The organism is Pseudomonas syringae pv. tagetis, from assembly GCF_022557255.1.
Lineage (GTDB): Bacteria > Pseudomonadota > Gammaproteobacteria > Pseudomonadales > Pseudomonadaceae > Aquipseudomonas > Aquipseudomonas caricapapayae.
The window spans coordinates 1,733,902-1,756,324 of record NZ_CP092923.1 but is presented as its reverse complement, the minus strand read 5'-3'; the positions used below and the strand labels follow the sequence as shown (position 1 = coordinate 1,756,324).

Sequence of the window (22,423 nt, the reverse complement as noted above, 5' to 3'; positions counted from 1 at the left end):
ATCATGGAGAAAGACGTAGCAGTTGCTCATCGAACCAGCCGACAAAAGCGTCGGACGGCACTGCATCCACCGCCAGATACCACCAGTCATCGGCTGCAAAAGCCCGACATTTCACTGCATCCTTCTCGGTCATGACCAAGGGCAGGGACGGTGTGAAAGTCAGCGCCTGGGCACTGTAGACCGCGTGGTCGGCGAAGGCGTGAGCCACCGGTCGCCAGTGTAATCCTTCGAGGGTATTGAAGAAACGTTGAGGATTGCCGATCCCGGCTACCGCATGCAACGCCTGCCCGTTCGGGAAATAGTCCACCGGCTGGCGTTCACCACTGCGCAGGCTGACCAGCGCCGACGGCTTGAGCGTAAATGCGTACCCATCGTCGCGATCAGCCGTCGCGCCGTTATAAAGCAAGGCGTCGACACTGTTCAGCCGTTCGACCGGCTCACGCAATGGTCCGGCAGGCAGGCAGCGACGGTTACCCAGGCCACGGGCAGCATCGATCAGTACCAGCTCCAGATCGCGGGCCAGGCGATAGTGTTGCAGGCCATCGTCGGACAGAATCAGATCCAGCGGCTCGTCAGCGAGCAAGGCCTGCACCGCACGACTGCGATCCGGATCGATCATCAGCGGAACACCGCTGCGCTGCACGATGAGTAAAGGCTCGTCGCCTGCCTCGCCGGCACTCTGGCCGGCCCTGACGCGCCAGGGCAGGCTGGGAGGTTTGGCACCGTAACCGCGACTGACTACACCGACGCGCAAGCCACGACGACGACAGTGCTCGATCATCCATAGAATCAATGGCGTCTTGCCAGTGCCGCCAACAGTGATGTTGCCCACCACGATGACCGGCACCGGAGCCCGGTAGATGCTGCCCTCGCCCGCCAGAAAACGTGCACGCTTGCTCTCTACCACACGCCTGTAAAGCGCTTCGAGCGGACGCAAAAGCGCCAGCGCAGGGTGGCCCTTGTACCAGGCATCAAGCAGGCGGTCGGTAAATGCCATCAGTTAGCCGGTGTGGCCTCGACAGTGGTCATGCGCAAATGACTGAAGCCCAGCTTGCCCGCCGCATCCATGGCCGTAATGACCGATTGGTGCGGAGTCTTGCCGTCGGCACTGATCGACAAAGGCAGACTGGTATCGCCAGCCGATTCGCGTTGCAGCGCTTCGATCAGCGTGGCCAGATCATTCTTGGGCAGCAGCTGATTGTTCAGGGAAAAGATCCCGTCGGCATTGATCGCAATGTCCAGGTGCTTTGCACTGGCGTCCACTTCCGGCGTACCGGTGACGGCCTGTGGAAGGTCCACCCGCAGCTGCGTTTCACGGGTAAAGGTGGTCGTCACAATGAAAAACAGCAGCAGGATGAACACCACATCAATCAAGGACACCAGATTGATATCGATGTTTTCCCGGGGTCTGCGACGGCGAAATTTCACTTCTTCTTGCCCCCGCCCGCTCTGGCCAGAGACTTGAGGTCGATCCTGGCGTCGATCAGATCGACATCGCGGTCGCCCTGCACCACTTCAACCAGACGAATGGCCTGTTGCTCCATGCCGACCACCAGCTCATCGACGCGGCTTTGCAGAAAGCGATGAAAGAAAATCGCGGGAATCGCCACGATAAGCCCTGATGCGGTACAGATCAGCGCTTTGGAAATACCACCTGCCAGCACACCGGCATTGGCAGTGGCACCTGAGCTGTTGAACGAGCCAAAAATATCGATCATGCCCAACACGGTACCCAGCAGGCCAAGCAACGGAGCCATTGCAGCAATCGAACCCAGTGCGCTCAGATAGCGCTCCAGGTCATGGATAACCCGGGCAGCGGCTTCTTCGATGCATTCTTTCATGATCTCGCGACCATGCCTGGAATTGGCCAGCCCGGCAGCGAGGATTTCACCCAGTGGCGAGTCGGCACGCAGTTGCTTGAGCTTTTCGCTGTCCAGCTTCTTTTCCTGAATCCACTGCCAGACCTGTCCAAGCAGATGCGGTGGCGTGATGCGGCTGGCACGCAACGTCCACAGGCGCTCGATGATAATGCCCGCAGCGGCGATGGAGCTCAGAATAATCGGCAGCATCATCCAGCCGCCAGATTTGACCAGTTCCCACACAGTGATCACTCCCTCGAAAAATTGGCGCCACTCTACCATAGGGTCGCCAAGTGCCGAACGCCGAGATCGATATCCATTCGCTCAGTCACGCCAGAAACGCCGTTGTGCACGTTCTGCCTGCGGCGCACCGAACGTACCCAGTTGCAGACGCACAGCGCCCAGCTCGGCACTGTCGTAATGGGCGATGCCCAACCATCGATAGCGCGCCATGACCAACGGATGCGGGTGACCGAAAGAGTTATTGCGGCCACGGGAAATCAGCACACCGATAGGTGCAACGGCCTGCAGAAACGCTTTGGATGACGAGGTCCGGCTGCCGTGATGCGGGGCCTGCAGCCAGTGAGCACGAAGATCGAATCCACTGTCGATTGCCGCCCGCTCAGCGTCGACGTCGATATCGCCGGACAGCAACAGACGCTCGCCCCCGGCATCGGCACTCAGGATACAGGACGCCGGATTGCCGTCAGGCCCCTGCTCCCAGCGCCACGTGGAGAACACCACGCCATCCCACGTCCAGCGTGCGCCACTCTCACACAGCCGGGCATCGAGCTGCGGAGCAAGTCTGGCCAGCTCGCCACCCAGCACGCGGGCGACCGGAAATGCCTGATGAACTGCCACTGCACCCCCGGCATGATCGGCGTCTGCGTGGCTGATCAACATCAGGTCCAGATGACGGACACCGGCCTTGCGCATGGCAGGCACGACCACACGCTGACCGATGTCGAACTCGCCAAAACGCGGACCGGCATCGTACAAAAGTGTGTGATTACGAGTGCGCAGAAGAATGGCAAGGCCTTGCCCTACGTCCAGTTGCAAGACCTCTACCTGCCCCGCAGGTACTGAGTCGAGCGGCGGAAAAACGCACAGCAACAGCAGTGGCCAGCCCAACGGGCGCATCGGCACGCCTTTAGGCAGCAGTAAAAGCAAAGCTCCGAGCAGACTCAGCAACCACGCCCAACCCGGCATTGCACTGGGCAGCCAGGCAGGCAAGAATGCGGCAACCCGGCCGAGAAATACGAACAGCCACTCCAGCGCGCCTCCGGCCAGCCAGAGCAAGCCTTCGCCTGCCACAGGAACAGGCAGCAACAGGGTTCCGATCAACGCGGGCGGCAGGACGATCACGCTGACCCACGGCACCGCAAGCAAATTGGCCAACGGGCCACTGAGACTGACCGGCAGGTTCAGCGCCAGCAGAAGCGGCAGCAAACCAATCGCGATCAACCACTGCGCACGTGTCCAGCTTTGCCACAGGCTCCAGGTCCCGAGGCGGCCACTGAAAATCAGCACCAGAATGGCAACCGCCGCAAAAGACAGCCAGAAACCCGGCTGCAGCGTCACCAGTGGCTCGAAGACCAGCACCGTGTTGAATGACAGCAGCAAAGGCCAGACCACGCCCAGATGGCGAAAACGCAAACGCCACAGCAGCACCATCGCGACCATCACACAGGCACGTCGCACCGGCACCTCGAAACCGGCCAGCAGTCCGTAGCCCAATGCCGCGCTGAACGCCAGCACACAGGCCCAGGGCAGCCAGGGCAAGCCCCGTGGCCACAGTCCCCAGCGTGCGAGAGCTGCGACCAGCGCATAGACCACGCCGGCCAGCAGCCCGATGTGCTGACCGGAGATTACCAGCAGGTGCACGGTGCCGGTGTCCTGCAACACCTGCCAGTCGGCGCTTGTCAGCCCGGAGCCATCGCCCAGCACCAGCGCCGCCAGACCGCCCTCCCGACCCTGCGCATCGACCGCCAGCAAACGCTGACGAATAGCGTCGCGCCAGGCCCCACGCGCAGGCGCCAGCCGTTGGCCATCCACCACCGTGCCAGTCGCCCCGATGCGCTGGGCCAACAGCCACGCCTCGTAATCGAAGGCATCGGGATTGACCAGTCCACCCGGCCGCTTGAGCTTGACCGCCAGGCGCCAGCGTTCCCCGCTGCTGACCTGCGGACCGCCATACCATGCCACACGGATTCGCGCAGGCAACGTCGCTCGCCGCGATCTGGCCCCTTGCAGTTCGAAACGCACCACACCTTCGGCGACACTGGGCAAACCGACCACCTTGCCCTGCAGCCACAGCGTCTGACCATCCAGACGATGCGCCAGACGATCATTCAACGCCCATTGCGCCGACACGCATGCCCATGTGAATCCGAGCAGGAAGAAGGCCAGCGGATAGCTCCGAAACGGCAACAGCATCAATGCCAGTATCGGCATCAGCAGCAATAGCCAGGTGGGCGGCAAGGCCGGTAGAAAACGCAGGGCAAGAAGCCCCAGCGCGAGCGCGATCATCCCTGTGCGCATGGTGACTCCTTGAAGCTGAAAGCCTCAAGGATCGACGCACTGCCGAAATGTCGAAAGCGATGGTGTGTTGCTGAATCTGAAAAATCTGTTCTGACAGGCAGCCGACCCGCCAGCCTGACGGGTCGAAAACCAGTGTGTTACTGACGCATACCGCGGCCGCTTACCAGCAGCCTTGCGCAGCCGATATAAAGCACAAAGGTTGCCACGATCATGAACGCCAGAGCGATGCTGATCTTGATGTCGGAGACGCCCAGAATGCCATAGCGGAAGGCGTTGACCATGTGCAGGACCGGGTTGGCCAGCGATACGGTCTGCCAGAACGGCGGCAGCAGGTTGATCGAATAGAACACGCCACCCAGGTAGGTGAGCGGGGTCAGGACGAACGTCGGGATGATCGAGATATCGTCGAAGTTACGGGCGAACACCGCGTTGATGAAACCCAGCAGCGAGAAGATCGTTGCGGTCAACACGACCACGAGGATGGTAACTCCCAGGTGGTGTACCTGCAGGTCGGTGAAAAACATCGACAGCAGGGTGACGATGAAACCGACCATCAGGCCCCGTAACACGCCGCCCAGGGTGTAGCCGACGAGAATGGTGTGCGGTGAGACCGGCGAGACCATCAATTCTTCGATGGAATGCTGAAATTTGGCACCGAAGAAGCTCGAGACCACGTTGCCGTAAGAGTTGGTGATCACCGACATCATGATCAGCCCCGGCACGATGTACTGCATGTAGGTAAAGCCGCCCATGTCGCCGATCTGTCGACCGATCAGGTTACCGAAGATCACAAAGTACAGAACCATCGTGATGGCCGGCGGCAGCAGGGTCTGCGGCCAGATCCTCATGAAGCGGTGGACTTCGCGATAGACAATGGTTTTCAGCGCGACCAGGTTCGGGCGCAATTCGCCGTTATGCACTGTCATAGCGCCACCTTCGCGAGGTTTTTTTCCACCAGGGACACAAACAACTCCTCAAGGCGATTGGATTTATTACGCAGGCTCAAGACTTCGATGTTCTGAAAAGCGAGTTGACTGAACAGCGCAGTGATACCGACGTTCTTGTCGACCTGAACTTCGAGGGTGTGGCTGTCGAGCAACCGGCTGGGGAAACCCGGCAGTTGTGGCGCGGTCTGCCATGACGCCTTGAGATCGAGCACGAAGGTTTCGACGGTCAAGGTGCTGAGCAACTGCTTCATGCCGGTGTTCTGCACGATCACACCGTGATCGATGATGCCGATGTTGCGGCACAGCTGCTCAGCCTCTTCCAGATAGTGAGTGGTGAGGATGATGGTGATGCCCTTCTTGTTCAGCTCGGTCAGGAACGTCCACATCGAACGGCGCAACTCGATGTCCACACCAGCGGTAGGCTCGTCGAGGATCAACAGGCGCGGCTCGTGAATCAACGCACGAGCAATCATCAGACGCCGCTTCATACCACCGGACAACGAACGGGACGGAACGTCACGCTTGTCCCAGAGCCCCAGTTGAGTCAGGTACTGCTCGGCGCGCTCCTTGGCAATTTTGGCCGGAATGCCGTAGTAGCCGGCCTGAGTCACAACGATGTCGAAGGTTTTTTCGAACTGGTTGAAGTTGAATTCCTGCGGCACCACGCCAATGGAACGTTTGAGCGCGGCGGGCTCGCGGTCCAGGTCGTGACCGAAAATATTCACTGTCCCGCTGGTCTTGTTGACCAGCGTGGAGATGATACCGATGGTGGTGGATTTGCCTGCGCCATTAGGGCCCAGCAAAGCGAAGAAATCACCTTCGGCTACGTCCAGATCAATGCCACTCAGGGCCTGGAAACCGTTGCCGTAGGTTTTGGTTAGCTGCCGAATGGACAGAGCTGAAGACATATCGGAAAGAGTACTCATCAGGAAATAGGAATGAAACTGGCCGGTAACAACGGTCTGTCGTGAACGCCCAGCCTCGCAATGGTGCTTGGCCGGGTCGTTCAAGTACAGACACATCTGTTAATAGTAAATATCGAAAGCCGGACATGCGTCCGATCAACCCTTGTTACACGTGCAAATGATGCACTCAGGTCAATGGCGTCATGACGGCCTTGCGATAAGCCGGCCGCATCTTGAGGCGTTCATACCAGGCTTGGAGGTGGGGCAGCGGCGGACGTTCAATCGGCATTTCGAACCAGCCATAGGCGAAGCACCCCAGCGGAATGTCGCCCATGCCAAAAGCTTCCCCGGACAGATAAGGTTGCCGGGACAACGCCTCATCAGCGACCAGCAACAGGCTGTGCAGCGTCTTGATGCCCTGCTCGATGGCAGGCCAGTCCTGTTTTTCAGGCGGGGTGCGCACCACACCCCAGAATACCGTGCTGAACGGGGCGGCAATGGTCGAAGTAGTCCAGTCCATCCACTTGTCCGCGCTGGCGCGTGCCTGGAGGTCAGCGGGGTACAAGTCAGAATCCGGGGCGTGACGGGCAGCCAGGTAGCGTACGATTGCGTTCGATTCCCAGAGCACGAAATCGCCGTCTTCAATCATCGGAATACGGCCATTGGGGTTTTTCGCGCGGTAGGCTGCTTCATTGACCAGACCGAATGCACCACCCGCGTCCTGCGTCTCGTAGCGCACGCCTGCTTCTTCGGCAATCCAGAGTGCCTTGCGTACATTGCTGGAATTCTTTCGCCCCCAGATCTTGAGCATTGCGTTCCCCTCGCAGTGGCTGAAAAATAATCGCTGGCAGTCTACTCCGAACCTGCGGCAACTTCCTCGTCAACCGGGGGTCACTATCGATGTCGCCTCACCACTGCCCGGCGACCAGTTCTTGATCGCTGCCACGGCGGCTGTCATCACGGAGGAATTCTTATGCTGTTGTTGTGGATTGTAGTGCTGGTCGTCGGCATTGCCTGGCTGGCTCATCGGCGTACCGCCCCGCTCCCGGCGCTTGGCGTGGTAGCGGCCTACCTGCTGGCCATGGGCATTTTCAGTCACGCGCCAGGATGGCTGCTGACGGTGTTCTGGGTGCTCTGGCTGGCCGTGTTCGTCCCTATTGTGCTGCCCGACCTGCGCCGCAAGCATTTCACTGCGCCCATGTTCAGCTGGTTTCAGAAAGTTCTGCCGCCCATGTCGGAAACCGAGCGCGACGCGATCGATGCCGGTACGGTCTGGTGGGATGGCGAGCTATTCAGCGGTCGCCCGGACTGGGACAAGCTGCTGGCCTATCCAAAAGTCCAGCTGACCGAAGAGGAGCAGGCTTTTATAGACGGGCCAGCAGAAGAACTCTGCGCAATGGTCAGCGACTGGGAGATCGGTCAGGCAATGGACCTGCCGGCCGAAGCTTGGGTGCACATGAAAGAGCACGGATTCTTCGCCCTGATCATTCCGAAAGAATTCGGTGGCAAAGGCTTTTCCGCTTATGCCCACTCTCAGGTGGCAATGAAGCTGGCCACCCGCAGCGGTGACTTGGCGTCCACCGTGATGGTGCCCAATTCTCTCGGTCCTGCCGAATTGCTACTGCACTACGGCACCGAAGAGCAACGCAATCATTACCTGCCACGTCTGGCGCGCGGTGAAGACATCCCCTGCTTTGCGCTGACCGGCCCGTTGGCAGGCTCCGATGCAGGCGCGATGCCTGACACCGGAATCATCTGCAAGGGTCAGTGGCAGGGCGAGGAAGTCATCGGCCTGCGCCTGACCTGGGAAAAGCGCTATATCACCCTTGGCCCGGTAGCCACCCTGCTCGGCCTGGCTTTCAAGGCTTATGACCCTGAGCACCTGCTCGGCGAAGAAGAAGACTTGGGCATCAGCCTGGCCTTGATTCCGACTGACACACCCGGTGTCGAGATCGGTCGTCGCCACCTGCCACTGGGCGCAGCGTTCATGAACGGCCCCAACTCGGGCAAGGATGTCTTTGTCCCGTTGAGCTACCTGATCGGCGGGCAGCCGATGCTCGGCAAAGGCTGGATGATGCTGATGAACTGCCTGTCGGTAGGTCGTTCCATTTCGTTGCCTGCAGTCGGCACAGGGGCCGCCAAGTACACCAGCCTGGTTACCGGCCAGTATGCAAAGGTACGTGAGCAGTTCAACGTGCCGCTGTCGGCGTTCGAAGGCATTCAGGAAGCGCTGGCCCGCATCGGCGGCAACGCCTGGCTGATGGACAGCGCACGCATGCTGACCGCCAATGCGGTCGATCTGGGCGAGAAGCCCTCGGTGCTCTCAGCGATCCTCAAGTATCACCTGACCGAACGTGGCCGCGAGTGTATCGGTCACGCCATGGACGTGCACGGCGGCAAGGGCATCATCATGGGCCCGAATAATTACCTGGGTCGCAACTGGCAAGGCGCGCCGATCTTCATCACCGTCGAGGGGGCCAATATCCTTTCGCGCAATCTGATGATCTTCGGCCAGGGTGCGATTCGTTGCCATCCGTTCGTACTCAAGGAAATGGCCCTGGCCGGACGTGAAGACAAACAGCAGGCGCTGGTCGAGTTTGACGCGCTGCTGCTCAAGCACATAGGTTTTGCGGTGAGCAACGCCGCCAGCACGCTGATCCTCAATCTGGGCTTTGGGCATTTCGAAAGAGCACCGGGCAACAGCCTGAGCCAAGGCTATTTCCGCGCGCTGAACCGGCAGGCAGCCGCGTTCGCAATGCTCGCAGACTTGAGCATGATGCTGCTGGGTGGCGAGCTGAAACGCCGCGAACGCCTGTCGGCCCGCCTGGGTGATGTGCTCAGCCATATGTACCTGGCCTCGGCGGCACTCAAGCGCTATCACGACCTGGGTTCCCCCGACCACATGAGCCCGCTGTTTCGCTGGGCCATGGAAGAAAGCCTTGGGCATTCCGAGCGCGCAATGGACGAAATCCTGAGCAATTTCCCCAACCGGGTGCTGGGTGGACTGTTGCGCGCTGTGGTATTTCCGTTCGGTCGTCGCCATAAGGGCCCTTCGGACAAGCTGGACGCCGAAGTGGCACAGGTACTGGGCCGCGCCAAGGGCGATCCGACGCTGGAAGAGTTGCTGGCAGGTTGTTATCGCCCGCAGTCGGCAGAAGATGCGGTTGGCGCACTGCAACATGCTGTCGACTTGCTGAGCGCTGCTTATCCGCTGCACAAGAAGCTGCAAGTGGCGCTCAAAAGTGGTCAGATCAAACCGAACGCAGGGGAGCACGCAATAGACGCTGCGTTGCGCCTCGGAGTGTTGCAGGCAGACGAGGCGCAGACGCTGCGCACAGCCGAAGCAGCTCGCCGCAAAGTGATCGACGTAGACGATTTCGACAAGGAAGAGCTGACCCTGGCAGCAGGCAAAATCCGCTGACCATCAGGTCACCCCACACAGCAGGCGCGTAGAGCTTTATACTCTCGCGCCTGTTTTTTGTATTTGAGGATTACCCGATGGCCGACGCCACTCTCGATCACCAACTTGGCCTGCTGGCACACCTGCGCAGCATCCTGGTCGCGCTGGGCGAGGCCGAGCAGGTTCCGGAAGAAAGCCACACGCTGTTCATGGAGCGCTTCGACGAACTGGTCGAGCAACTGCCCCAGGACCCTATAGAAAGCCAGTATCTGGGACAGGACATTCTGTGTCAGGTCATCCAGCGCTACCCGCAAATCGCTCATCTGGTGCCTCGCGATCTGCTGTGGTTTTTTGCCGGTGACTGCCTGCATTTCATGCCGGACGATGAAATCGAGCTATATCAGGCGCTTGAAGAGCGCCGCTACGAGGCCGAGCAGAATGATGAACCATTCGACTGGAATCAGGAGAAGCAGCTACTGGCCATGTCGACGCAGGGCAGCAAGCACTGATCACTCGATGTATTGAAGCCTGCCTTGAAGACATTCGGGCGGCTTGCCTCTTCACCTTTGCCCATCCGCTAAAAACCGTGACATATCGATAAATACGATCATTCCGTTCCGGGATTCGAATCAGTTTATCGAACAGCCCGGCATACCATGGCACTCCCTATCATCTGATAAGGCTACCTGATAAGGAGTGTTCACCTTTCATGACTCAATTTCGCAAAGTCCTGTCGATTCAGGCAGGTCAACCTGCCTCTGACGGCGCGGGTGTCAAACTGACGCGCGTTTTCGGCGGTCGCGGCGTAGAGCAATTCGATCCTTTCCTGATGCTGGACGAGTTCGGGTCAGATGTGCCCGATGATTACATCGCAGGCTTCCCGCCCCATCCGCACCGTGGCTTCGAAACAGTGACCTACATGCTTGAAGGTCGCATGCGTCACGAAGACCACATGGGTAATGTCGGCCTGTTGCAGGGCGGCGGTGTACAGTGGATGACCGCAGCGCGCGGGATCATTCACAGCGAGATGCCTGAACAGGAAGAAGGCACCATGCGAGGTTTTCAGCTATGGCTGAACCTGCCAGGCAAGAACAAGCTGAGCGATTCCAGCTATCAGGATATCCAGCCGGAAAACGTTCCTCACCTGACCACCGAAACCGGTGTGCGAGTGGTGGTACTGGCCGGGCATTTCGACGATGGTCAGGTTCGACAGGCCGGTGCGGTACAACGCCCGGACACCGAGCCCCTGTACTTTGATTTCGACATGCCCGCTGGCAGTCGTATCAGCCCGCTCTTGCCTGAAGGGCATCTTGCGTTGCTGTACGTATACGAGGGCAGTATCAAACTGGAAGGCAGCGAACACCCAGTGGGCAAACGCCATCTTGCGCGCCTGTCTAACACAGGTGATTTGCAGATCAGCAGCGCTCAGGGCGCGCGGGTCTTGTTGATTGCCGGCAAGCCTTTGCGCGAGCCAATCGTGCAGTACGGACCGTTCGTGATGAACACCCGTGAAGAGATCGATCAGGCATTGCGTGATTTTCGGGAAGATCGTCTGACGGCCTAGGGTCGATTCAGGCCGTCAGATTTTCCGCTTGCCTGACTGGACCATCGTGAGCAATGCGCAGCACCGCATTGCTTACGAAGTTGCCTGTCAGACGACACCTGCGTGACGGATACCTACCGGACTCAGACCAGCACCGGATTCTGCTTTTCAGGATTGATCTTGTAACGCTCGATGGCACTCGCCACGACCTTGCGCTCGATCTTGCCGTCATCGGCCAGCGCCTTGAGTGCCGCCACAGCCACGAAGTAGCGGTCTACCTCGAAGAAATGGCGAAGCGACTCGCGCGTATCGGACTGACCAAAGCCATCCGTACCCAGCGCCACAAAACGACGCATGGGGACAAACGGGCGGATCTGGTCGGCGAAGATCTTCATGTAATCCGTCGCTACGACAACTGGCCCTTCCCTGTCGGCCAGACAGCTTTCCACATAACTCTGGCGCGGCTCCTGCTCGGGATTCAGCAGATTCCAGCGCTCGACGTCCTGGCCTTCACGGCGCAGCTCGGTAAGGCTGGTGACACTCCAGATTTCGCTGCTTACACCAAAATCGTCCTCCAGCAATCTGGCGGCCGCGATGACTTCCAGAAGGATCGACCCGCAGCCCATCAATTGCACATGCTTGCCGGTATTGATCGATGCACTGGCCTGCAACGGGTACATCCCCTTGATAATGCCGGACTCGGCCCCCTGGGGCAGATCGGGGTGCGGGTAGTTCTCGTTGAGCAAGGTGATGTAATAGTAGATGTCTTCATTTTCGGCAAACATGCGCCGCATGCCGTCCTGAATGATAACCGCCAGCTCAAAGGCAAACGTCGGATCGTAAGACACACAGCACGGTATCGTCGACGACATCACATGGCTGTGCCCGTCGTCATGCTGCAGGCCCTCGCCCATCAGCGTGGTCCGGCCCGATGTGGCTCCCAGCAGAAAACCTCTGGCCCTTGCATCCCCTGCCGCCCAGGCAAGATCCCCCACTCGCTGGAAGCCAAACATCGAATAGAAGATATAGAACGGCACGGTCATCACGCCGTGGTTGGCGTAGGACGTACTGGCCGCGATCCATGAAGAAATGGCACCGGATTCATTCAGCCCTTCCTGCATGATCTGCCCGTCGGTGCTTTCCTTGTAGTAACTCAGTTGCCCTGCATCCTGTGGCGTGTACAACTGACCGACGTGGGAATGAATACCGATCTGACGGAACAGGTTCTCCATACCAAAGGTTCGGGACTCGTCCGGCACGATCGGCACAATCAGTTTGCCGATGTTCGGATCCTTGAGCAGGGTCGAGAGGATGCGCACAAAGGCCATGGTCGTCGATATGCCGCGATCACCGGTGTTTTTCAGCTGGGTATCCAGCACCGAGAGCGGCGGTATCTGCAGGGTGGCTGCGTCACTGAAACGCGCCGGAATATAGCCGCCCAATTGAGCACGGCGGGCCTTGAGATACAGCGCTTCGGTACTGCCCTCGGCGGGTTTCAGATAAGGCATGTCGCCCAACTGGTCGTCAGTGATATCCAGAGCGAACCGGTCGCGGAAGGCCTTGATCGCCTCGGCACCGAGCTTTTTCAATTGATGATTGATGTTCTGCCCTTCGCCTGCCTCGCCCATGCCGAAGCCTTTGACGGTCTTGGCCAGGATCACGGTCGGCCCGCCCTTGTGGCGCATTGCGGCAGCGTAAGCGTTGTAGACTTTTTCCGGATCGTGCCCACCACGCGACAGCTTCCAGATATCGTCATCGCTCATGTCACTGACCAGTTCCAGCAACTCCGGGTACTTGCCGAAGAAGTGTTCACGCACGTAAGCGCCGTTCTGGGACTTGTAATTCTGGTACTCGCCGTCCACGCATTCCATCATGCGCTGACGCAGCAGCCCGCTCTTGTCCTTCTCCAGCAACGCATCCCAGCCACTGCCCCAGATCACCTTGATCACGTTCCAGCCAGCGGCGCGATACAGGCTTTCGAACTCCTGAATGACCTTGCTGTTACCGCGCACCGGGCCGTCAAGACGCTGCAGGTTGCAATTGACCACAAAAATGATGTTGTCGAGTTTTTCACGCCCGGCCAGCGCAATGGCCGCCTGGGACTCGGGCTGATCCATCTCGCCATCGCCGAGGAAAGCCCAGACCTTGCGCCCCTGATGCTCCTTGAGCCCGCGATTCTCCAGATAGCGCATGAAGCGCGCCTGATACGCCGCAGTGATCGGCCCCAGCCCCATCGAAACCGTAGGAAATTGCCAGAAATCCGGCATCAGGCGCGGGTGTGGATAGGAAGAGATGCCGTCACGGTCGGTTTCGCGACGGAAGTTGTCCAACTGCTCTTCGCTCAGGCGACCTTCCAGATACGCTCTGCCGTAAATGCCCGGCGATGAATGGCCCTGAATGTAGACCAGGTCGCCGGCAAACTGCTCGGTACGTCCCCGGAAGAAATGGTCGAACCCCACATCATAGAGCACGGCGGCTGAGGCATAGGATGCAATATGACCACCTACTCCGGAATGCTTGCCGGCACGCAGGACCATCACCAGTGCGTTCCAGCGGATGAACGCGTTGATACGCTTCTCGACCTGGAGGTCACCCGGATAAGGCTGCTGACGGTCGCCGGGAATGGTGTTGACGTAGGGCGTTGTGACCCGACCATAGAAATCGCCATGTTGAGCGACATCGAAGTCCAGCAACTGATCGATCAGGTAGTGCGCGCGCGGGCGCCCTTCACTGTTGAGTACCGACTCAATCGATTCGAGCCATTCGCGGGTTTCTTGCGGATCCTCGTCAAGAAACCGGGGTTGCTGTGCCATCGTCGTCTCCTACTGTGATGCGGCATTGGACGCCGAACAGGCGTCTGCCCTGAAAAATATTATTGCAATTGCAATCACATGCCGGAATTTATCCCGCGCTCGGTTACTATTGCAACCCTCAAGAATTTCAGACAAAGGTGACTCATGCCGTCAGCCGAACCGGATACGTGGTTCAGATTCGTCAGGGCGCACCGCTGTCTGATTCGCGAAATCGAGCGACGCCTAGCGGCCGCCAAGCTGCCTCCCTATGCGTGGTATGACGCACTCTGGGGTGTGGAAAGCGGCCCTCGGGGCATGCGCCGGATGCATGAACTGGCCGATGTCATGGCCATCGAACGCTACAACCTGACCCGCCTCATCGACCGTCTTGAAAGCGAAGGACTGGTGGAGCGCCACAGGTCGGACAGCGATGGTCGAGGCGCTGTGGCAGCGATCACCGACAAGGGCCGGGCACTGCGTAAACAGATGTGGCAGATCTACGAAAAGGCAGTCGACGAGCTGTTTCTGACGCAATTCGACGACGCGCAACGACACCTGTTCGCTGACGCACTCGAGCGTGCTGCGCTCGCAGCCCGGCAAAGCGGCGGCAAGGGCTGACATCAGACCAGCCGATAGCGTTGCAGGGCGAGTTTCAGCGGCTCGTAGCCCAGTTGTCCACCCTCCGCAAGCGCGGTCAAGGCCTGAACAACGATCCACTCTGCCTGGGTTGCAGACGTACCTTGCGGCGCGGCAGAGTCGGCTCCCACTGCAACGAACCGTCCGGGAACATGTTCACGCAACTGTTCGACCACAGCTTGCGGATAACCGGTAACAGCGACCACGGCATCCTGTCCTTCGCCCAGGCAGTCACGCAGGTGCCAGGACCGTCCGATCTGTGCAGGATGGAAACGATTCCAGCGTCGGGCCGAGTCGGCATCGCGCGCCAGCCGGGTATAGCTGGGGCAACTCCAGATTTCACAATCGACATCCCAGTGCTCCTTGAGCAGGCTGGCAGCCTGGCGTACCGAGCGCAGCGCCAGCCCTGCACCCAACAGGCGTACGCGACGGCCCTCATGACCGGAAACGGCATCGCCAATCCGATACATGCCTTTGACGGCAGCCGCAGCCTGCGTCTCGCTCAACGCACTGACCTCATCATTGAATTCGTCATGCAACGCCATGTAATAGAAACCGGCGCGGCCTTCGACATACAGACTGTGCAGGGCGTATAGCGTGATGGCCCGCGCTTCCGCGGCATCCGCCGGGTCGTAAGGGTGGCACTTGTGATTTGAAAGCAGCCATAACGGCAGCCACGGATGAGCCCCTTTGGGCCAGCGAGACGGCAGCGTTTCGATGTCGTTACAGAAAATTCCGCGCTGGGACGACTCTGACGCGAGCGCGCTCAGTTCGGCCGAGGTTTCGCTGCTGATCATGTAGATCAGAGGCAACTCGACCCTGCCAGCCTGCGCTGCAAATCTCAAAGGCCAGGCGCTGGCGAGCATGCCCTCCTGTGCACAGGACATGTGCCTGCTGGCTCGTATTACGGCTATCCGCCGTGATGTATAAGGGTCTCTGGTCAGACGCTCGACGATATCGGCCATCGCAAACAAGGGTGAGCAGCACCCGCGCAGCGCAAGCCCCGCAACCGCCTGAATCTTTTCCATGCACGCCAGCGCTGCAACCCGGGTTTGCGGCGCCAACTGGTGACCCTCTGCGCTGTTCATCACTACTCCTTGCTGTCGGACAAGCGTCCTTGCACCTTAATGGAACGAAGAATATGATTGCAATCGCAACAACACTGCCTTGTTGCGGCGCAGGCCGGGCCCCGACTGCACGTTGACTCGCATGCCAATGCTTCGATAAACGTTTTTTCGCGGCCAAGCCGTTGTTCAAAAACGAAAGACACAGGAAGTCCATGTTTTTATGTACGACCTGGAATACAAATGGGGATAATGAATACGGCAAGGCCGGGAACAAAACAATAAACAAGGTATTACATGGAGGTTCGTACCGTGAAAGCCCAACTTGACTGCCCACCGTTCAAGATCAACGGGGCGCCCGCCCCTCTCCGTCAATTGATCGAAGACTTTGAAAATGACCTGCAGCACATCGGCGATTTCACGTACGCCTACTTTTCCACGCCCAAGACGCGTAACGCCAAGCCCGTCATCCTGTCCAATTATCCCGATTCCTGGTTGAAATCGTATGTAGCCTCCAACTATCACCTGATTGATCCGATTATCAAACATGCCTGGCATAGCATTACGCCATTCTTCTGGAGAGAGGCTCGCAATGCCGTTCAATGTGTAGAGACCGATGATTTCCTGAAGCGGTCGGCCAAATACCAGTTGTCTTCAGGAGCCACGTTCACCCTGCACGATGCCACTGGGCTTTTCGCCGCATTAAGTCTTTGCAATACCAGGCAACAGAACGACTTCGATCAGCGAATCCGCGAAAAGGCCGCCGATATCCAGATGAGCCTTATCCGCTTCCATGATCGCCTGATCAAGACCCGGGCACCCCATGAACTCTTTCCGCCGCCTTCCCAGTGCAAGCTGTCCAGTCGCGAAACAGGCGTGCTGAAATGGGTGGCCATGGGCAAGTCGTACAGCGAAATCGCTGAAATATTTTCCATCTCGGAACGTACCGTGAAATTCCACATGTCCAACGTCTCGAGCAAGCTTGAAGTGCGCACGGCCAAGCAAGCCGTCTACAAAGCTATCAATATGGGCATGGTCTGACTCAGGCAGCGCTGTCCATGCAGGCTCGCGCGGAGGCATCCGCTGCGAGCGTCACCGGCCAGCGCAGCAGGTCATCCGTGACCTGCTGCCTGAGGGCAATGCTCTTGAGTAGCCGTTGATGATTGTCAGCCGTTACCGGCATTTCCAGCAGCAGCACCGTTTCCCCAGGCGACGCTTCCCCGGTTGCCAGCACTCGGTGCTCCCATCCGGATTTTCGTACGATCCGCGCCATCGCCTTGCTCACCACCGTGATGATCGATTGCAGACCGGACAATGCAGCATGGTTGTGCATGGAAAACAGCAGCATCTCGGTCAGTGGCGCATGCAAGATACCCAGCGAGCGGGCACGGTCCGTGTCGACAAAGAACCGGCTCGACTCTGCCATGGTAGTATTTTTGGGCGCCGAGTAGTCGAAAAAACAGCGAAACGGACCTTCCAGCATGTAGGGATCACAGGTATTTATCAGCCGCAGGCCGGCCAGCGGAATTCCGTTCCAGCGTCCGATCAGGTAAGTAGCAGTGGCACTGTCATACTCATCGAACTCAAACGCATGACTGACACGAACATTCCATTCAAGTCGATCCGAAAAAATCTTTTTGCGCATGCAATACAGTGTTTCCAGCAACGTAACGGGCATTGTGTTGTAACTGGCTATCTGAAATTCAAACCCGCTCGACATTATTAAGCTCCCCCCTGCGCAACCAGCGTGAAGCATCGCCTACTTAAGCCTTCAAATCTACTGTACCTAAGAACAGGTCAACCGCCCGAAACACTAACACCGCATGGTTTGTACTTAGGTACAGTGTTATTTCTGCCGAAAATAAGGAAACCTGCTCCAGCGTTCTGGACAACCAGAACGGCCGCTCCCAAACAATAATGACTCCATAGGGATAATGGTATGAATAGTTTATATGCCGGTATCGACACCTCGCACGCTGTGCCTGTTCTGGACGATATTACCCAACACGAAATCTCTGCCCTCAAGACCCGCTTCAATCTGGCCGATGCCCATACTCATCAGGACCAGAGCGCCACCCAACGCCTGATTGTCGCCAGCCTGCCCGAGCTGTGGTACAGCGCACAGAACCAGACTCAATATCAGAGTGAGCAGGCCTTCATCCGTGCTTTTTTCACCTTCCATGGTCAGCACCACGCCCTGAAACGCCATGACGAAATCTATCTCGTCTACGCGGCGTCCGTGGCCATGCATATCACCGCGACCTACCTGCGCAAAAATAACATGAGCGTCGGCCTGATCGAGCCCTGCTTCGACAACCTGCACGACCTGTTGAAACACATGGAAGTGCCCATGTCGGCACTCGATGAACGCCTGTTCACCTCCTCGACCCAGGTGTATGCGAACTTGCAGAAAGCGGCCATTGGTCTGGATGCGATCTTTCTCGTCGACCCCAATAACCCAACGGGGTCCAGCCTGTTCGCTGAGGGTCCGGATACCTTTGTGGAGGTGGCCAGATACTGCCGGGATCATAACAAGCTGCTGATACTCGACTTCTGCTTCGCCTCGTTCTTCAAGGCCACTGGCCGGGAGCGCATGGATGCCTACGCGATTCTCGACGACATCGGTACTCGATACCTGGTCATGGAAGACACAGGCAAGACTTGGCCCTTGCAGGACACCAAATGCGCCACGCTCATGGCCAGCCAGGACATCAATGCCGATATCTACAGCATCGTCACCAGCGTCCTGCTGAACGTCTCGCCTTTTGTCCTCAATGTCGTGACCCGCTATATCGAGGACAGCAGCGACGACGACTTCAATTCAGTGCGCTCGGTGCTGGACGTCAATCGTCGCAAGGCACGGACCTGTCTTGAGGGCAGGATTTTGAAGTATGTGGAGCCGATGATCGACACCAGTGTGGCGTGGTTCGAAATTCTGCCCGCGGGCATCAATGCCGACGAGTTGCAGGCTTATCTGCTGCAATCGGACGTTTACGTACTGCCGGGTAAATATTTCTACTGGAGCCAGCCTGAAAAAGGCCAGCGTTACATACGCCTGGCGCTTGCGCGCAAACCCGACGAATTCGAGGCCGCCGTTAAGGTCATCGCACGAGCGCTGGAGAACCTCCATGTCTGATTTCGACCTGCCGATGATCGACGCGACGGTTTTCATGGGCATGCACCATGCGGACCCCGATGTGCGTGACAAATCACTCGGGGTTTTCTCCCGGTTCTATGAAAGCAGTGTGCAGATGAATTTCGCCCAGATAGGCATTTGCGACGCCATTATCTGGAAGAAAAGCCGCGCCTTGCAGGACGTGTACTACCCGTTCATGGATGTATTGCACACCGACATGGCCATTCAGCGTGAGGGCTGCAGCGAACAGGTACTTCAACGAGCCGCGAACGACACACTGTTCAAAGGCCTGCCCGCCGAAAAGAAACTCTTGGCAGCGCAGGTGATGGAGCAGGAAATCCCGTTTTATACCCACGATCCGGAGCTGCTGCGCCTGCAGGTCCTGCAGCCTTTTCTCCAGCCTTTCGAAGGCCTCACCAGACAGCGTGTGTTCCCGGAGATGCTGCAGCGTCTCTACGACCAGTCGCGTGCCATGGTGATCCGTCACGAGGACTTTCAACATGTCTGGTAAAACCATTCTGGTGCCGCTGGTAACACCCCTGAACGAACAGGAGCAAGTCTGCGAACCCAGCCTCGAACGCCTTTTGAGCAGCCTCGCCCCCCATGTCGATGGCTATATTCCATGCCTGACCTCCGGAGAGGGCTGGCGGCTGTCGCGTCGGCAATGGCTACAGATGTTGCAACTGACCCTTAAACATGCGGGCGACAAGGTCGTCATCGCCGGGATTGAACGCAGCTCTACCCAAGAGGTACTGGACCTTGCCCTAATGGCTCAGGATGCAGGCGCGCAAGCGGTCATGTTTACCTCTCCATTCACACCGGGTATCAGCCAGCAGGCGATCATCGATCACTACCAGACCGTTCATGACGCGACGCACCTGGATATCTTCATGTACAACGAAGCCGGCCTGTCAGGCAACGAAAAGTCCTTCGCCACCCTCAAGGTCATCGCACAGTTACCCAAGGTGATTGGCCTGAAGGACTCGCCGTCGGTGCCTCGCCCACAGGATCAGGTGGATGCCATCCGGCAACAGGGCGTCGATTACTTCATCGGTTGGGAGATGCAGCTGGCCGGCGAGCTGGAATCCGACGGCAATGTGGTCTCCCTCGCCAACCTCGAACCGCTGCTCTGCCGGCAAGCGACCGTCCGGCAGCAGCCGGCGCTCAGTCACGAAATCGCGATGCTCAACGAACGGTTCCTGCTGAATGCGTCCGACTGGTACGCCCAGGTCAAGCGCGAGCTTAAAACCAGAGGCGTGATCGACAGCGACCGGGTTCTGACCGAGGAGGCAGCCTGATGGAAAGCATGCAAAAGCAACTGTTTCTGGCCAATCGTGCACTTATCGAAAAGCTGGTGCCTGTCCCACAGGAGATTCTTGCCTTTGAGCAGCGCTGGATCGAAGACGCCATCGAGCGCAGCATGACCGCTCAGATCCCTACTGATCTCGCCGGTCTGCGCAGGATGCTGGCTGAACTGGTTGAGCACGAGAGCAGCGAAGTGCCGCCCAGCGCACAGTATGTCGCCAGCGACATGACGCTCGACGAGTTCAGGATTCTGGTTCAGGAGTTTGCGCTGGATGGCCTGACCGAAGCGCAGGTTTTCTATCACCTGATGCCCAGGCTCAGCCTGCCCGCGCAAATGCCCATGCTGCGCATGATGATCGACGAGTTTGGCTCGGGAAACCTCAAGCGCTCGCATACCACGCTTTATCAGGATCTGTTGCGCGAGCTGGAAATGCCGCTGGAGCTGCAGTTTTATGTAGAAACCAACTCCAGCGCCGGCTTCACCTTTCCCAACATGTTCTGCTGGCTAGCCATGCGCGCGGACGATCCATCGTGGTTTGCCGGGGTCATCACCTACTTCGAGACCGTGGTGCCGTTCTTTTTCGAATGCTACACCCGGCTCTGCGAGCGTCTGCAGATACAGGCTCACACTTACTACTCCGAACATGTCCATATTGACGTGTTCCATGCAATCGAGGGGCAGCGCCTGCTCAAGGCCATGGACGCCAGTGGGGACCTCGACGCGGAAAAAGCCTGGCGAGGCATCTGCATGGGACGCGAAATCACCAATCTGGCATTCGACCTGGCTGTAGATAAGGCCCGCCGACTCAAGCGCTTCAACAAGGAGGCCAATCTTGAACGAGCCTGCTGAGTTTCGTCGCCCCGACACCTTCACCGTACGTGTCGGCCAGGAGGAATACCTGGTACCGAGCAGTTGCCCGCATCGTGAGGGATGGCTGGAGCACGGGGTGATCAACGTGAAACGGCGGTCCATAACCTGCCCCCTGCATTTCTCGGTGTTCAGCCTTGAAACCGGGGAGCAATTGAGTGGCCCGCCATGCGGCAGCCTGCAAGTGAGGCGACTGAGGTAAAAGCACGTTCCCCGGCAGAATCAGCGTCTGCCGGGGACGGATCAGGGCAAGCGCAGGAAACGTTTCAATTCTGCCCCTTGGGCAACGGCATCGTGTCGACCCAACTCGATCAATTCGCTGCAGTAACCCGATTCGAACAACAGATAGCTCAGAACACTGGCACCACTGCTTTTGGTCGCGCCAGGGCCGCGCAAAAACGTACGTAATGCAGGGGGTAGTTCACGGCGATGACGGGCAGCGATTTCATCCAGCGGACGGCTCGGGGAAATCACCAGCACTTCCACCGGCTCCATACCCGGCTGCCTGATCTGATCGTCGGGCAGCAACGCACTGGCGATGTTCAGGCGTTCGAGCAACTCGATATCGCTTTCCAGATTATCAATGAACGTACTGTTGAGCATGTGGCCGCTGATCTGCGCCAGACTTGGCTGAACGCCGCTTGGCGCGCGTGGTGCCGGCCTTTCGGCTTTGAGCCCGCGCGGATTGCCGCTCACACCGACGACCAGAACACGATTGGCACCCAGGTGCAGCGCCGGACTGATCGGTGCCGATTGCCGCACCGCACCGTCCCCAAAGTATTCCTGATCCAGCATCACCGGTGCGAACAGCAAGGGAATCGCCGAACTGGCCAGCAAGTGATCCACCGTCAGCTGAGTCGGCCGACCAATACGCCGATGCCGCAGCCAGGGTTCAATGGTGCCGCGGCCCTGATAAAACGTGACCGCCTGCCCTGATTCGTAACCGAATGCTGTCACCGCGACCGCGCGCAAGTGATGGGCATCAATAGCGGCTTCGATTCCGGACAGGTCCAGCCGCTCGTTGAGCAGCTCACGCAAGGGTGAGCTGTTGAGCAAGGCAACCGGGATATTTCTTCCGAAGCCCATCAGGCTGCGCCCGAAAAAACGGCTGGCCTGATGAATCACGCCGGACCAGTCGCTGCGCAACACTTGATGGCTGCGGAACGCCTGCCAGAACTCGGTCAACTGATGAATGGCAATGCGAAAATGCAGCGCGCCGCTGGCCAGCTTTACTGCGTTGATCGCCCCGGCCGATGTACCGACAATGACTGGAAAAGGGTTGGGAGAGCCGGGCGGCAACAAGTCGGCAATGCCTGCAAGTACGCCAACCTGATACGCAGCACGCGCACCGCCGCCTGACAAAATAAGCCCGGTCACGGGCTCGACTTCGGTTACAGCACGGTTCACTACGGCGGTATCTGGCATCT

General features: G+C 58.5%; 21 protein-coding genes. 10 read left to right on the top strand and 11 right to left on the bottom strand.

Annotated features, from left to right (window positions below):
• Window position 1: 1 nt before the first annotated feature.
• The 7 genes from lpxK to MME58_RS07920 all read right to left on the bottom strand — a co-directional run bounded on the left by lpxK (window position 2) and on the right by MME58_RS07920 (window position 7,063).
• On the bottom strand, window positions 2-997 hold the full coding sequence (gene lpxK / locus MME58_RS07950; RefSeq protein WP_054984632.1) for a tetraacyldisaccharide 4'-kinase: 996 nt from the start codon (window positions 995-997) through the stop codon (window positions 2-4).
• Window positions 997-1,428: an ExbD/TolR family protein gene (locus MME58_RS07945; protein WP_002552677.1), complete on the bottom strand. Its 432-nt coding sequence runs from the start codon at window positions 1,426-1,428 to the stop codon at window positions 997-999. The genes lpxK and MME58_RS07945 overlap by 1 nt, the downstream gene beginning before the upstream one ends.
• Window positions 1,425-2,141: a MotA/TolQ/ExbB proton channel family protein gene (locus MME58_RS07940; RefSeq protein WP_054984631.1), complete on the bottom strand. Its 717-nt coding sequence runs from the start codon at window positions 2,139-2,141 to the stop codon at window positions 1,425-1,427. Before MME58_RS07940 ends, MME58_RS07945 begins: the two co-directional genes overlap by 4 nt.
• A gap of 42 nt (window positions 2,142-2,183) precedes the next feature.
• Window positions 2,184-4,400 carry a DNA internalization-related competence protein ComEC/Rec2 gene (locus MME58_RS07935; RefSeq protein WP_055007230.1) on the bottom strand — a complete coding sequence of 739 codons (2,217 nt, stop codon included), beginning with the start codon at window positions 4,398-4,400 and terminating at the stop codon, window positions 2,184-2,186.
• 137 nt (window positions 4,401-4,537) lie between these two features.
• Window positions 4,538-5,326 (bottom strand): ABC transporter permease, encoded by a 789-nt coding sequence (locus MME58_RS07930; RefSeq protein WP_054984629.1) that lies wholly within the window; start codon window positions 5,324-5,326, stop codon window positions 4,538-4,540.
• Window positions 5,323-6,255, bottom strand: a complete 933-nt coding sequence (locus tag MME58_RS07925; protein ID WP_054984628.1) for an ABC transporter ATP-binding protein — start codon at window positions 6,253-6,255, stop codon at window positions 5,323-5,325. Before MME58_RS07925 ends, MME58_RS07930 begins: the two co-directional genes overlap by 4 nt.
• A 184-nt stretch (window positions 6,256-6,439) precedes the next feature.
• Window positions 6,440-7,063 (bottom strand): glutathione S-transferase, encoded by a 624-nt coding sequence (locus tag MME58_RS07920; protein WP_054984627.1) that lies wholly within the window; start codon window positions 7,061-7,063, stop codon window positions 6,440-6,442.
• 162 nt (window positions 7,064-7,225) lie between these two features.
• Between MME58_RS07920 and MME58_RS07915 the strand changes: the two genes are divergently transcribed.
• The 3 genes from MME58_RS07915 (at window position 7,226) to MME58_RS07905 (ending at window position 11,216) form a co-directional block, all read left to right on the top strand.
• The gene (locus tag MME58_RS07915) at window positions 7,226-9,673 is read left to right on the top strand and encodes an acyl-CoA dehydrogenase (protein ID WP_055007229.1); all 2,448 of its coding nucleotides are present in this window, start codon (window positions 7,226-7,228) and stop codon (window positions 9,671-9,673) included.
• A 77-nt stretch (window positions 9,674-9,750) separates the two neighbouring features.
• A complete protein-coding gene (locus MME58_RS07910) occupies window positions 9,751-10,161 on the top strand; it encodes a PA2817 family protein (RefSeq protein WP_054984625.1) in 411 nt (136 codons plus the stop codon).
• 200 nt (window positions 10,162-10,361) lie between these two features.
• Window positions 10,362-11,216, top strand: a complete 855-nt coding sequence (locus MME58_RS07905) for a pirin family protein (RefSeq protein WP_054984624.1) — start codon at window positions 10,362-10,364, stop codon at window positions 11,214-11,216.
• 122 nt (window positions 11,217-11,338) lie between these two features.
• Here MME58_RS07905 and aceE read toward each other — a convergent pair whose 3' ends face one another.
• Window positions 11,339-14,008, bottom strand: coding sequence for a pyruvate dehydrogenase (acetyl-transferring), homodimeric type (aceE, locus tag MME58_RS07900; RefSeq protein WP_055007228.1), 2,670 nt, complete (start codon window positions 14,006-14,008; stop codon window positions 11,339-11,341).
• Between the two features lie 144 nt (window positions 14,009-14,152).
• Here aceE and MME58_RS07895 point away from each other — a divergent pair, with 144 nt between their 5' ends.
• On the top strand, window positions 14,153-14,605 hold the full coding sequence (locus MME58_RS07895; protein WP_054984622.1) for a MarR family winged helix-turn-helix transcriptional regulator: 453 nt from the start codon (window positions 14,153-14,155) through the stop codon (window positions 14,603-14,605).
• A 2-nt stretch (window positions 14,606-14,607) separates the two neighbouring features.
• On the opposite strand, the gene MME58_RS07890 is transcribed toward MME58_RS07895, so the two are convergent.
• Window positions 14,608-15,711, bottom strand: a complete 1,104-nt coding sequence (locus MME58_RS07890; protein ID WP_054984621.1) for a transketolase-like TK C-terminal-containing protein — start codon at window positions 15,709-15,711, stop codon at window positions 14,608-14,610.
• Between the two features lie 273 nt (window positions 15,712-15,984).
• Here MME58_RS07890 and MME58_RS07885 point away from each other — a divergent pair, with 273 nt between their 5' ends.
• Window positions 15,985-16,728, top strand: coding sequence for a helix-turn-helix transcriptional regulator (locus MME58_RS07885; protein WP_054984620.1), 744 nt, complete (start codon window positions 15,985-15,987; stop codon window positions 16,726-16,728).
• A 1-nt stretch (window position 16,729) separates the two neighbouring features.
• Here MME58_RS07885 and MME58_RS07880 read toward each other — a convergent pair whose 3' ends face one another.
• Window positions 16,730-17,407 (bottom strand): acyl-homoserine-lactone synthase, encoded by a 678-nt coding sequence (locus MME58_RS07880; protein ID WP_054984619.1) that lies wholly within the window; start codon window positions 17,405-17,407, stop codon window positions 16,730-16,732.
• Between the two features lie 219 nt (window positions 17,408-17,626).
• On the opposite strand from MME58_RS07880, the gene MME58_RS07875 reads away from it, so the two are divergent.
• From MME58_RS07875 to MME58_RS07855, 5 genes are read left to right on the top strand one after another with little or no spacing between them, the layout of a single operon-like run.
• Window positions 17,627-18,823: an aminotransferase class I/II-fold pyridoxal phosphate-dependent enzyme gene (locus MME58_RS07875; protein WP_054984618.1), complete on the top strand. Its 1,197-nt coding sequence runs from the start codon at window positions 17,627-17,629 to the stop codon at window positions 18,821-18,823.
• Complete coding sequence (locus tag MME58_RS07870) at window positions 18,816-19,334, top strand: DUF6190 family protein (protein ID WP_054984617.1); 519 nt, start codon at window positions 18,816-18,818, stop codon at window positions 19,332-19,334. The genes MME58_RS07875 and MME58_RS07870 overlap by 8 nt, the downstream gene beginning before the upstream one ends.
• Window positions 19,324-20,121: a dihydrodipicolinate synthase family protein gene (locus tag MME58_RS07865; protein WP_054984616.1), complete on the top strand. Its 798-nt coding sequence runs from the start codon at window positions 19,324-19,326 to the stop codon at window positions 20,119-20,121. The genes MME58_RS07870 and MME58_RS07865 overlap by 11 nt, the downstream gene beginning before the upstream one ends.
• A complete protein-coding gene (locus MME58_RS07860) occupies window positions 20,121-20,978 on the top strand; it encodes an iron-containing redox enzyme family protein (protein WP_055007227.1) in 858 nt (285 codons plus the stop codon). Before MME58_RS07865 ends, MME58_RS07860 begins: the two co-directional genes overlap by 1 nt.
• The gene (locus MME58_RS07855) at window positions 20,962-21,198 is read left to right on the top strand and encodes a Rieske (2Fe-2S) protein (RefSeq protein WP_054984614.1); all 237 of its coding nucleotides are present in this window, start codon (window positions 20,962-20,964) and stop codon (window positions 21,196-21,198) included. The genes MME58_RS07860 and MME58_RS07855 overlap by 17 nt, the downstream gene beginning before the upstream one ends.
• Before the next feature lie 41 nt (window positions 21,199-21,239).
• Here MME58_RS07855 and MME58_RS07850 read toward each other — a convergent pair whose 3' ends face one another.
• Window positions 21,240-22,421 carry a patatin-like phospholipase family protein gene (locus MME58_RS07850; protein ID WP_054984613.1) on the bottom strand — a complete coding sequence of 394 codons (1,182 nt, stop codon included), beginning with the start codon at window positions 22,419-22,421 and terminating at the stop codon, window positions 21,240-21,242.
• Window positions 22,422-22,423: the final 2 nt, after the last annotated feature.